Below are 11075 nucleotides of genomic sequence, written 5' to 3' on the forward strand. Positions count from 1 at the left end.
GTGGTCGCCGCGGTGACGAGCGTCGCCGCCAGCGCCGCCACGGCCAGGGCGAGCCAGGCCCAGGGCCAGTCCGGCGGCGTGGCCACCGCCAGCGGCACCAGCAGCGCGGAGGCGACGATGCCCAGCCCCGTGCCGCCGTAGTACAGCCCCAGCAGCAGCCCGGCGTGCCCGGACTGCGCCGCCAGCCGCGCCGCGAGCAGGCCGCCCGAGACGAAGCTCGCCGCGCTGGCCACGCCGGTGAGCAGCCGCAGCGCGGCCAGCAGCGCGTCGTGCCGCACCGCGCCGTGCAGCGCCAGCAGCAGCGCCGCCGCGAAGCCGCCACCCAGCAGCAGCCCTCGGGCGTCGTGCCGGGCCAGCGCGCGCGGCGCCAGCAGCGCCCCCAGCAGGTAGCCGGCGGCGTTGGCGGTGTTCATCGCGCCGCCGGTGAACCAGTTCCAGTGCAGGTCCGCCGCCATGGGCGGCAGCAGCAGCGCGTAGGAAAAGCGCGCCAGCCCCAGGGACACGGCGGCCGACAGGGCCAGGCCGAGGGCGGGCGTGAGGGAGGCGGCGAGCGGGTCGGCGCCGGGGACGGAGGCGACGGCTTGGGCGGGCGGCAGGGGGCGGCTCATGGGAGGCATTGTGGGCGGCCTCCCGGCGCCGCTTACCTCACGACACCCCGCCCCGCCGCTCCGCCTGCTCCAGTTCCAGGATCGCCACCACGTCTTTGAACTGTTCGCGGTTGCGCTCGTTGAGGCTCATCAGCGCGCGGTGCGCCTCCAGCACCGTGCTGGCCAGGGTCTCGTCGTCGGCCTCGTCCGCGTCGCCTTCCGCGACGGTGAAGCCTTCGGGGGCGACGGGCTGGCCGTCCGGGCCGACCAGGCTGAACTCCTCGTCGAAGCCCATGCTCATCAGCACCTCGCTGATGTCGGGCCGGCCGGTGACGAGGGTGGCGCGCGGAGCGCCCGCCTGGCGCAGCCGGTTGTTGAGCCGTGCCAGCAGCCCCAGGTGCGTGCTGTCGATGGCCTCGGTCTCGCTCAGGTCGATCACGAAGCCCGCCGGCGCCGGGTCCTCCTCGAACAGCTTGCGCAGCCACGCGTCCAGCGCGGGCGCCAGCGGGTAGCGCACTTCGCCCAGCAGGCGCAGCACGTGAATGCCGCCGCTGCGGGCATGCAGGATCCGTCCTCCGGTTTCAGGCATGGTGATCGATCTCCAGCAGGGCGATGTCGTCGATGCGCTCCGCGGGCTCCTGCAGCCCCAGGCGCTGCATGAAGTCCTCCAGGCGCTGTGCCGCATCGCCCACCTGCGGCAGCAGCCCTTCGGCGCGGTGCGTGTCCTGCGCCGGCAGCAGCTCCAGCACCCCGTCGGAGGCCAGCAGCAGCCGGCACCCCGCCGGCAGCCGCACGCATTCCTCCTGGTAGCGCACGCTCTCGAACAGGCCGATCGGCCGCCCCCGGTGCGCCAGGAAGCGTGCCGTCTGCCCGTCGTGCAGGATCGGATAAGGAAAGTGCCCCGCGTTGCACCAGCACAGCGAGTGCTCGCGCCGGTCGATGACGCCGTAGAGCATGGTGGCGTGCTTGTCCAGCGCCTCGGCGCAGAAGTCGCGGTTGAGCTGCGACAGCGCGAGCGCCGGGTGCAGGATGGTCGGGTCGCGCTCGCGCGCATGGGCGCGCAGGTAGCGCCCCACCAGCGTCTTGAGGATCACCGCCACGAAGGCCGAGGCCGCGCCGTGGCCGGCCACGTCGGCGAGGTAGAAGCCGATGCGGTGCTCGTCCAGCGGGAAGTAGTCGATGAAGTCGCCCGAGAGGTAGGCCGAGGGCAGCAGCCGCCGCGTGAAGCGGTACTCGCCGAAGGCCAGCCCGTCGGGCGGCAGCAAGCGCTGCTGCAGCGAGCGCGCGGCCTCCTCGTCGTCCTGCAGCTGCCGCACGGTGCGCGCGAGCTGGCGGTTCATGGCCTCGAGCTGCGACTGGTAGTCGCGGTTCTGGCGGATGAGGCGGGCGCGCTCCAGCGCGTGCGCGATGGCGGTGTCGAGCACGCCGAAGTCGGCGATGGGCTTGGTGATGTAGTCCCAGGCGCCGCACTTGAGCGCCTGCACCGCGTCGCCCACCTGCGCCGCGCCGGAGATCACCAGCACCGGCGTGTCGGGCGCGCGCGCGTGCAGCGCCGCCACCACCTCCAGCCCGTCCACGTCGGGCAAGCCCAGGTCGCACAGCACCAGCGCGGGCTGCTCGCGGTCGAAGGCTTCCAGCCCGCTGCGGCCATCGGCGGCCTGGATCACCTCGTGGTCGCAGTCCTCCAGGTACGCCGCCAGGCTGCGGCGGATGCCGCTGTCGTCGTCGATGCTCAGGATGCGGGTCATGCGCGACAGCGGAGCAAACGGCAACCCTCTGGGCACCGGGACCGCGGGCTCACTGCGCCCCGGCCAGCCGACGCACCGTGGCCGCCAGCGGCGTCATGTCGCGCAGCGGCTTGTGCAGCAGCGGGATCTCGCCCAGCACCGCCAGCTCATCAGGCAGCTCGTACTCGGCCGAGCCGGTGTGCATGGCAAAGCGCAGCCCGGGACAGATCTCGGCCAGTCGCGCCACGGTGGTAGCACCGTCGATACCGGGCAGGCGCACGTCCATGATGCAGACGTCGTAGCAGCGGCCCGTGCCCACGTGCTCCAGCGCCTCCTCGCCCGAGGTCACCACCGTGACCTCCATGCCGTCGTCCTCCAGGAAGGCCTGCACGCACAGCGCGATCACGGGCTCGTCGTCCACCACCAGCACCCGCAGCACGGCGTCGTCGCTCATGGTCAGAGCCCTCCCTGGCGCAGCGGCAGCCGGATCGTGAAGCAACTGCCCTCGCCCGGCGTGGACTCCAGCGCCAGGCTGCCCTTGTGGTGGTCGGTGATGATGAAGTAGGACACCGACAGCCCCAGCCCCGTGCCGACCCCCACCGGCTTGGTCGTGTAGAAGGGCTCGAAGATGCGCCGCTGCGCCGCGGTCTCGATGCCCGGGCCGTTGTCCTCGATGTCGATGCGCACCGCATCGTCCTCGCGCGCCGTGCGCAGCGTCAGCCGCGAGGGGCGCCGGCCGCCCTCGGCCATGGCCTGCGCGGCGTTCTTCACCAGGTTCAGCAGCACCTGCTCGATCTCCGTGCGCGCGCAGGGCACCGGCGGCAGCTCGGGGTCGTAGTGGCGTTGCACCTCGATCTGCTTGAAGTCGTACTGCTTCTTGAGGTCGTAGTCGCTGGCGGCCAGGCGCACCACGGCGTCGAGCATCAGGTCCACGCGCTCGGGTGCGAAGCTCGAATCGGCGCGGCGGCTGAAGGCCAGCATGTCGGCCACGATGCGCCCGGCGCGCTCGCCGGCCTCCTGGATCGCCTCGATGAAGCTGTCCAGCCCGCGCGCGCCCAGGTAGCGCTGCAGCGCGTCCAGGTCCAGCCCCACCTCCTCGGCGACGCGGCGGTTGGGAGCCAGCTCCAGGCCCAGGCGGCGGCGCAGGTTCTGGCAGCTCTGCAGGATCACGCCCAGCGGGTTGTTGATCTCGTGCGCCATGCCCGCGGCCAGGCCGCCCACGGACATCATCTTCTCGGTCTGCACCATCACCTGTTCCATGCGCACCCGCTCGCTGACGTCGTCCACGCGGATCACGGCGCCCACCGCGCCGTTGGCGGTCAACGGGTAGGTCATCACGTCCACGAAGCGCGTCTCGCCCTCGTGCACGACGAGCTGGCGCTCCGCGCGCACCGGCGCGCGCTCGGCGATGGCGCGGCGCACGTTGCTCATCTGCTGCGCGTACTGCGGCAGCAGCTCGGCCAGGCGCCGACCCAACGCCTGCGCCGCGACCACGCCGGTGACACGCTCGGCCGAGGCGTTCCACTCCGTGACGCGGCCCTCGCCGTCCACGCTCACCAGCATCGAGGGCATGGAGTCGATGATGTTCTTCAGGTACGCGCGCATGCGCTGCAGCTCGTTCTCGCTGTGGCGGTGGCTGGTGAGGTCGTGCATGGCGCCCACCATGCGCAGCGCCCGCCCGGAGGCGTCGCGGATGACGTAGCCGTGGTCGTCGATGTAGGCCCAGCCGTCGTCGGCGCGCAGAAAGCGGTACTCCGCGTGCCAGCCGGTGCCGCCGCCATCGATCACGGCGTAGAGGCCCGTCACCACGCGCTCGCGCTCCTCGGGATGGATGTGCGCGGCCCACCAGTCGATCGAAGGCTCGACGGCATCGGCCGGGTAGCCGAACAGCGCCGTGACGGCGTCGTTCCAGCGCAGCGTGCCGACGGCCAGGTCCCAGTCCCACACCGCGTCCACCGTGGCGCGCGCAACGATGCGGAAGCGCTCGTCGCTCTCCGAAGCCGAGGCCTCGGCGCGCGCGAGCTCGTCGGTGCGCCAGCCCAGCTCCAGCTGCGCCGCCGCCAGCTGCCCCAGCGTGCGCAGGGCGCGGCGCTGGGTGTCGCTGAGCAGGCGCGGGCGGTGGTCGGCCACGCACAGCAGGCCCGTGAACTCGCCGTGCAGCGGCAGCCGCACCGCGGCGCAGAAGCGCACGTTCAGGTCGCCGCAGACGAAGGCCGAGCCGCCCAGGCGCGGATCCGTCTTCACGTCGGCGACCACCAGCAGCGCCTGCTGCTGCGCCAGGGCGCGGAAGGGGCCGGTCAGCGGGCAGTCGCCGCCGCCGTCCAGCCCGGCACGCCCTACCAGGCGCGGGCCCTGCCCGTCGGCGAGGCTGACGACGGCCATGGGCGCCGAGCACACCAGCGCGGCCACGGCGGCCAGTTCGTCCAGCACGCCGGTGGATGCGGTTTGGGAAGGAGGATGGCCCGACGCAGACAAGGCGCGGACTGGTTCGGGGTGGGGCAGCACGCTCATCGGTTGCGAGGATTGTTCTCCCGCCCCGCCGCCCCGCCAAACCGGGTACGCAATGCAACCGGTGCCAGTCCGGTTACAGCCTGTCAGCCGGCCCCGGGGCCTCCGGGAAACTTCCGGGCCGTGCCAGAACGGGCCTCACCGGCGTGCATGCCGGTGGCCCGGGAGGTGTTTTCTTCCGCTCGCCCTGGGCTGGTCGAAGGGCCCGCGGCTCGGATGAGCGCGGCAGGCGCTTGGACCAGCTCAGCGCGATCGGGCGCTTGGGGCCGTCACGAAGCGGCGCCTCAATGCAACGTCACCGGCGCGACGACGGGGCGCGCGAACTCGCGACCGATGACGGTGCGGGCGTAGAAGTAGTTGAGCCGGGTGTGGGCGTCCAGCGCGTCGATGTCCACGTGGCCGGCCTCGTCGCAGGGAAAGACGAAGACGCGGTCCTGTTCCAGCAGCGAGCTGTAGCGCAGTTCGTAGGCGGCTTCGGCGTGGTCCTGGCGGCTCAGCATCGAGGCGTTCATGGAAGGCTCCTTGAAAGCGGTGGATCGATGCCCTTGGGTTGCGGGCGCGTGCGCCGCTGTTCATGCGGTGGAAGCTTCACGCCGAAGGTGGGCGGGGCGCGCGTGAAGGAGGTCACAAAGGCGTTTCAGCCGCCGTCGCGCAACGCCGCGACCCGGTCGGCGGCCCGCCTGCGAGGCGTCTCCCCCGTGGCCGGACTGTCAGTGCGCTTGCCGGTCTTGTGGGCGTACATGCGGCGGTCGGCACGCTGGACCAGCGCTTCGGCCGTGCGCGCCTCGTAGCCGAAAGCCATGCCGAAGCTCACGCCGCTTTGGGGAAAGCCATCCGCGCGCAACCGTGCCTCCAACAGGGGCAGCGCGGCGCGCAGCCGGACTTCGTCGCTTGCGTGGGCCAGCACCGCGAACTCGTCGCCCCCCAGGCGGAACACCGACGTGTGCCCGTCGCGCAGCGTGCCCAGCCACCGCGCGAAGGCGCACAGCAGCGCGTCGCCCTGCGTGTGGCCGTGGGTGTCGTTGATCGCCTTCAGGCCGTCGAGATCGATCATCACCAGCAGCACTTGCGGCACCGCCTCCTCCTGGCCGCCCGCGGGCGCCAGGGCCTGGCTCAGCATCTGGTCGAAGGCGTGGCGGTTGAGGATGCCGGTGAGGTGGTCGGTACGGGTCTGGGCCAGCGCGTGGTTCAGACGCTGCAGGTACTCGTCCTTCTGCCGCGACAGGTGGCGGATCTTGTCGGCCAGCGCGAAGGCCAGCAGCAGCGCATCGGCGGCGCTGCCCAGCAGCGTCAGCAGTTCGGGGTTGGGCACCGGCGTGTCGATCAGGCCCACGTTGGCCGGCAGGATGATGCTGGCCGGCACGGCCAGCCCCAGGAAGGCGGCCAGGAAGTAGCGCGCCGGCGCGAAGCCCGAGGCCAGGCTGACCCAGCCCGCCGCCAGGGCCAGCACCACCGACATCGAGAGCACCAGCGTGGCCAGCGAGTGCGCCCAGGGCAGCGCCAGGAAGCAGCTGGGCAGCAAGACCAGCGACAGCACGATGTTGAGGCGGGTCGCCTGCGTGAGGCCCGGCGACACGCGCTGCAGTTGCAGGAACTCGATAAAGAACAGCCCGTTGAAGACCGGGAACAGGAAGAAGCTGACGTAGTGCCAGCGCAGGTCGTGCCAGTGCAGCCACTGCGCGCCCAGATGGAAGGTCAGCCCCCAGGCCACGACCGCGCACAGCATGTACAGCGAGTAGTACAGCAGCGCCCGGTCGCGCGTGCCGAAGAACACGAACAGGTTGTAGAACGCCAGCGTCCCGATCGCGCCCAGCGCGGCCAGCGTCAGCACGACTTCCGACAGCACGGCATGGCGGTAAGCGCTTTCGGGCACCAGCGACACGCGGGGGAAGCGGGCGAAGTACGGGCTTTCCAGCCGCACCAGCACATGGGCCACGGCCCCGGGCGGCACGGTCACGTCGCCGCCGTAATGCAACGGGTATTCGGGCTGGCCCGCCAGGTAGCCGCTCTCGAAGCCCTGCGCCGGCTGCCCCGGCACGAGCACGCGCACGCGGATGCGCTCGACCAGGCTGGCATGCGGGTCCACGACCCACTGCGACACGGCCGAGGGGTTGTGCACCAGTGCATGCAGCCAGTAGCGCCCGCCATGCAAATCGACGCGTGCCACGGGCCGCAGCCCCGCCAGCCAGGGCTCCAGGCGCTGCACGTCGGCGGGCGGCTCGTCCTCTCCCGCCTCGTACAGGCGGCCCTCGCGCATCAGGTCCGCGGGCCGATCCGGGTCGATGGCAAGGAGTGCCGGCATCGCGGCCCACGCCGCACCAGGCAGCCACCACAACAGCAGCAGCGCCAACACCAACGCCACGCCCGGGTATCGCCGACGCGGCCGAGCCGCCGGCAAGTTGCGCTGCGCAAATTCAGCCTTCGCGCTCACCGGCGGCGATCACTGCAGGGTGCCCGCACAGCGTGCGGAAGGGTGCATACCGGCCATGGCCGGGAGCGTGTCGTGACGCTGGGGCATCGCAACGGTCGGGGTCCGTAAGAGCGGGCCAGTGTATCGCTCCCCTATTCAGGGCTTGACAAAAGACATTCGACCAGAACACGGCCGTCCACTGCCTGGGACGGAACCCGTACTCGCGCCCGCCCTTAGCGCAGCACGGTGCAGCCCCCGCCCGGCCCCGGCTTGAAGCAGAAGTCGCCGGTGAGGCTGGAGCTTTCCCAGGGCACCTGCACGCGCCCGGTTTCGCGCGCCACGCTCAGGCGCACCTGCTTGAACAGCATCTCGATGGGCAGCCCCGGCGTCTGCAGCGCGCCCAGCAGGTGCTTGGTGTAGAGGCTGTGCGGCTCCTTGGGGTTGTCCAGCGCCACGCCGCCCGGCGCCGTGGAGAAGGCCACCATCGAGCCCAGCGGCGCCTCCACCGGCGCCAGCCCGGCCGGCGTGGCGCCGCGGAATTTCAAGCGCCGCCCGTCCGGCCCCAGGATCTCCGCGCCGGAGAACGGGTTGTTGCGGCAGGCATCGAGGATGACGATGTTGATGCCCTGCGGCAGCGCGCCAAGCCGCTCCAGCAGCTCGTTGAGGTCGGCGCTCTTGGCCGGCACCTCCTCCTCGGCGCGGATTTCCGTGTCCACCGGCAGCAGGTAGTTGCGGCCTTTCACCTGCACGCCGTGGCCGGCGTAGAAGATCAGCCGCACGGCGGCGCTGCGCGTGTCCAGCGAGAAGCGGCGGAAGGCCTCGATGAGGTCGCGCATCGAGGCGTCCAGCACCAGCGCCACCTCGAAGCCCAGGCCGCGCAGCGCGCCGGCCATGGCCTGCGCATCGGACACCGGGTTCTTCAGCGGCCCAACGCGGTAGGCGCTGTTGCCGATCACCAGCGCCACGCGGCGCTCGGCGGCCGGTGCCGCAGGGGCGGCACGCACGCCGGCCGCGGCCAGCAGGGCGCTCAGGCACAGGGTGCGTCGAAGCGGCTGCATTCCGCGTTCACTCCTCTGATTTCAGCTTGACCTGGTTGTGAATGACCCGTTCGTACTGACCCTTCGATACCTCAGGGCGCGCCCTGTGCTGAGGTATCGAAGCATCAGGACGAACGGAATACGGGTTGTGAAACTGCATGGGGCCGCACCAAGGAGGGTCACTGCCGCGCCGGCAGCCCGTCCACCACCTGCAGGCCTTCCACGATGGGATCGTTCTTGAGCTGCGCGGTGATCGCGTCGATCTGCTGCGCCGGCACGCGCACGTAGTAGTCGCCCAGCTGCCCGGGGCCGGCGGCCAGGCTGCCGTGGATGTTGACCAGCAGCAGCCGGATGTCGGCCTCGCGCGCGTCGGCCTTGAAGTTGAGCTTCAGATACGGCCCCTCCTCCACCACGCTGCCGCGCAGCGTGCGCAGCTCGGTGCTGGCGTCCTCGTTGCGCTCCATGAGCTGCAGGATCACCACGCCCTGCACCGCCACCAGCGCCACCGCGCCGGCCAGCGCGGGCCGCAGCACGGCCTGCGGCACCAGCGCGGCGAGCCAGCCGCGCAGCTTCTCGCCGAAGCCCGGCTGCGCCGCGTGCCGCGCACCCCGCGGTGCCGGGCCCTCGGTGCGGATGCGCTGCAGCGCCCGCTCCAGGCCCACCTCGGCGGACACCGGCGGCACGTCCTCGCGCACCTTGGCCTGCAGCGAGCGCAGCCACTGCGCCTCGGCCTGCGCCTCGGGATGCGCCTGCAACCAGCTCTCCACCTGCTCGCGCTCGGCGCTGCCCAGCGTGCCGTTGACGTAGAACGGCAGCAGTTCTTCCAGTCGTTCGTCGTTCATGGCGCTGCTCCGGTGAGCGATCCGCCGCCTTCGCGCTCCAGCAGCAGCTTCAGGCAGTTGCGCAGCTTCTGCCGCGCGTGGAAAAGCCGGGTCTTGACGGTGTTCTCGGGACAGGACTGCACCTGCGCCACCTCCGCCAGCGACATCCCCTCGTAGAACACGAGGTGGATGGCCTCGCGGTGATCGTCCGAGAGCCGCTCCATGCAGTGCTGCACGCCCTCGCGGCGCTGGCGCTGCGCCAGCTGCTCGAAGGCGCCCGCGTCCTCGCTGGCGATGACCTCGGCGATCTCCTGCAGGTCCTCGTACACCGCGTCGGGCTTGCGCGAGCGGAAGGCCATCAGCACCTTGTTGCGCGCGATGCCGATGAGCCAGGTGCTGAACTGCGACTCGCCGCGAAAGCGCGCGGGGGCCTTCCAGACTTCGTACAGGGTGTCGGCCACGATTTCCTCCGCCTGGGCTTCGTTACCGAGTTTCCTGATCACGTAGGCATAGAGCCGGCGCGAGAAGGCCCGGTACAGCTCGCGGAAGGCCGCCTCGTCGCCCTGTCCGATGCGCCCGAGCAGGCGCAGCACCTCGTCGTTGTCCATGGGGGGAGCGCACCGAAGGCACGAGCAGGGATGGAAGGCTCATGGTAGAGGCCGCCTTGAAGGATTGAAAACCGCGCACCGGGTGGGCTCACTCGCCGCGGAACTGCACGCGCCGGTTCTGCGGCGCTTCGGGATCGAGCCCGTCCAGCGGCGCGAGCTCGCCCAGGCCCACGGCACGCAGCCGCTGCGGCGCGATGCCGTGCCGCGACACCAGGTACTGCTGCACCGCCAGCGCGCGGCGTTGCGACAGCCGCTCGTTGTAGTCCTCGCTGCCGATGGCGTCGGTGTGGCCCTCGATGCGCACGGCACGGTCGGCCGGCAGCAGCCGGATGCCTTCGGCCAGCGCGTCGAGCTGGCGCCGTGCGGTGGGATCGATCTCGGCGGAGTTGAAGCCGAAGCGCACCGGCAACGCCAGCGCGTCGGCCTCGGCCGCGGGCTTGGCGGCCGCGGCGATGGCGGCCCGCGCCGGCGAGTGGTCGTCGAGCAGGCGCAGGGTGCGGAACTTGGGCTTGTTCGCGGGCGGCGCGGCCAGGATGGCGGCCACGTCCTTCGGATCCACCGCCTCGTCGGTGCCGTAGAGCCGCACCGATTGCGCCCCGGCCGGGTCGGCGGCGACGAGGGCGGCCGCTGCCGCCAGCGCCACGGCCACCGTGGCGGCAAAGGTGATGCGCTTCGTCATGGTGAGGGGTCCGGAAAGGGGTGATGCCGCTGGGTTGCGGCCGGGCCGGACCGGGTTCAAGGAATCGTGCACGGCGCGCGGTGCCGCGCCCTCGCCTCACCGCAACTCGTACTCCACCAGCTCGAAGCTGGTCGCCTCCCGCACCGCGCCGCCCACGCTGGTCGTGACGGTGCTCTTCACCATCCGCCGCGCCGCGGGCGCGTACCAGACGGTTTGCTCGGTGCTCACCGCCTTGCCCCCGCGCGGCGTGATGCGCCCGCTGAGCACGACCTTCAACGCCCTGAAGCGCCCGGCCGCGACCTGAATCTCCTCTTCTCCCTCCACGCGGGCCTGCAGCGGCACGTTCACCTGTTCCACCCGCCGCAGCTGTGGGCCCAGCGGCTGCCCCGGCTCCCAGCCGCTGGCGGCCAGCAGGTAAGGCGCGAACTCCGGTGGCGTCAGCGTCCAGCCCGGCAGCTCATGGAAGCCCGGCTCCAGCGCCGCCACCGCCGTGCGCAGCTTGGCGTCGGAGGTAGTGCTCCAGCTCTCGGCCACGCCCTCCGGCGTCACGGCCTCCACGCGCGCGCTCACGAACAGGTCCCCGATGCGGAACTGGTCCTGCACCCGGTAGCGCCAGCGGTCGCCCACGTGCGGCAGCGCGGCCTCGCGCCCCGTCCCGGCCGGCGCCGCCGCGATCGGCGCCGCAGGCACGGCGACGG

Annotated in this window: 12 protein-coding genes; all 12 read right to left on the reverse strand. The window is 71.8% G+C overall.

Annotation, left to right across the window (positions count from 1 at the left end; genetic code table 11):
- Positions 1-608: YbfB/YjiJ family MFS transporter (locus Q0741_RS12165; RefSeq protein ID WP_298233470.1), on the reverse strand; the 608-nt coding region annotated here is incomplete at its 3' end.
- A gap of 37 nt (positions 609-645) precedes the next feature.
- Positions 646-1176, reverse strand: a complete 531-nt coding sequence (locus Q0741_RS12170) for an STAS domain-containing protein (RefSeq protein ID WP_298233471.1) — start codon at positions 1174-1176, stop codon at positions 646-648.
- A complete protein-coding gene (locus tag Q0741_RS12175; protein ID WP_298233472.1) occupies positions 1169-2335 on the reverse strand; it encodes a SpoIIE family protein phosphatase in 1167 nt (388 codons plus the stop codon). The genes Q0741_RS12170 and Q0741_RS12175 overlap by 8 nt, the downstream gene beginning before the upstream one ends.
- Positions 2336-2384: 49 nt before the next feature.
- Positions 2385-2768: a response regulator gene (locus Q0741_RS12180; protein ID WP_298233473.1), complete on the reverse strand. Its 384-nt coding sequence runs from the start codon at positions 2766-2768 to the stop codon at positions 2385-2387.
- 2 nt (positions 2769-2770) lie between these two features.
- Positions 2771-4744, reverse strand: a complete 1974-nt coding sequence (locus tag Q0741_RS12185) for a PAS domain S-box protein (RefSeq protein ID WP_298233474.1) — start codon at positions 4742-4744, stop codon at positions 2771-2773.
- Positions 4745-5106: 362 nt separating this feature from the next.
- Positions 5107-5334 carry a hypothetical protein gene (locus Q0741_RS12190; RefSeq protein ID WP_298233475.1) on the reverse strand — a complete coding sequence of 76 codons (228 nt, stop codon included), beginning with the start codon at positions 5332-5334 and terminating at the stop codon, positions 5107-5109.
- Between the two features lie 125 nt (positions 5335-5459).
- The gene (locus Q0741_RS12195; RefSeq protein ID WP_298233476.1) at positions 5460-7184 is read right to left on the reverse strand and encodes a GGDEF domain-containing protein; all 1725 of its coding nucleotides are present in this window, start codon (positions 7182-7184) and stop codon (positions 5460-5462) included.
- Between the two features lie 281 nt (positions 7185-7465).
- The gene (locus Q0741_RS12200) at positions 7466-8290 is read right to left on the reverse strand and encodes a caspase family protein (RefSeq protein WP_298233477.1); all 825 of its coding nucleotides are present in this window, start codon (positions 8288-8290) and stop codon (positions 7466-7468) included.
- A 158-nt stretch (positions 8291-8448) separates the two neighbouring features.
- Positions 8449-9111, reverse strand: a complete 663-nt coding sequence (locus Q0741_RS12205; RefSeq protein ID WP_298233478.1) for a hypothetical protein — start codon at positions 9109-9111, stop codon at positions 8449-8451.
- On the reverse strand, positions 9108-9698 hold the full coding sequence (locus Q0741_RS12210) for a sigma-70 family RNA polymerase sigma factor (protein ID WP_298233479.1): 591 nt from the start codon (positions 9696-9698) through the stop codon (positions 9108-9110). Before Q0741_RS12210 ends, Q0741_RS12205 begins: the two co-directional genes overlap by 4 nt.
- A gap of 88 nt (positions 9699-9786) precedes the next feature.
- Positions 9787-10377 (reverse strand): OmpA family protein, encoded by a 591-nt coding sequence (locus tag Q0741_RS12215; RefSeq protein WP_298233480.1) that lies wholly within the window; start codon positions 10375-10377, stop codon positions 9787-9789.
- A 96-nt stretch (positions 10378-10473) separates the two neighbouring features.
- On the reverse strand, positions 10474-11075 hold a 602-nt coding region (locus Q0741_RS12220; RefSeq protein WP_298233481.1), incomplete at its 5' end, for a hypothetical protein.

The sequence above is a fragment of the uncultured Azohydromonas sp. genome (genome assembly GCF_937926365.1).
GTDB lineage: Bacteria > Pseudomonadota > Gammaproteobacteria > Burkholderiales > Burkholderiaceae_C > Azohydromonas.

Bases quoted from the DNA above. Each gene is read 5' to 3' on its own strand.
- Q0741_RS12170 (WP_298233471.1), bottom strand. From the start codon at position 1,176: ATGCCTGAAACCGGAGGACGGATCCTGCATGCCCGCAGCGGCGGCATT.
- Q0741_RS12175 (WP_298233472.1), bottom strand. From the start codon at position 2,335: ATGACCCGCATCCTGAGCATCGACGACGACAGCGGCATCCGCCGCAGC.
- Q0741_RS12180 (WP_298233473.1), bottom strand. From the start codon at position 2,768: ATGAGCGACGACGCCGTGCTGCGGGTGCTGGTGGTGGACGACGAGCCC.
- Q0741_RS12190 (WP_298233475.1), bottom strand. From the start codon at position 5,334: ATGAACGCCTCGATGCTGAGCCGCCAGGACCACGCCGAAGCCGCCTAC.
- Q0741_RS12200 (WP_298233477.1), bottom strand. From the start codon at position 8,290: ATGCAGCCGCTTCGACGCACCCTGTGCCTGAGCGCCCTGCTGGCCGCG.
- Q0741_RS12205 (WP_298233478.1), bottom strand. From the start codon at position 9,111: ATGAACGACGAACGACTGGAAGAACTGCTGCCGTTCTACGTCAACGGC.
- Q0741_RS12210 (WP_298233479.1), bottom strand. From the start codon at position 9,698: ATGGACAACGACGAGGTGCTGCGCCTGCTCGGGCGCATCGGACAGGGC.
- Q0741_RS12215 (WP_298233480.1), bottom strand. From the start codon at position 10,377: ATGACGAAGCGCATCACCTTTGCCGCCACGGTGGCCGTGGCGCTGGCG.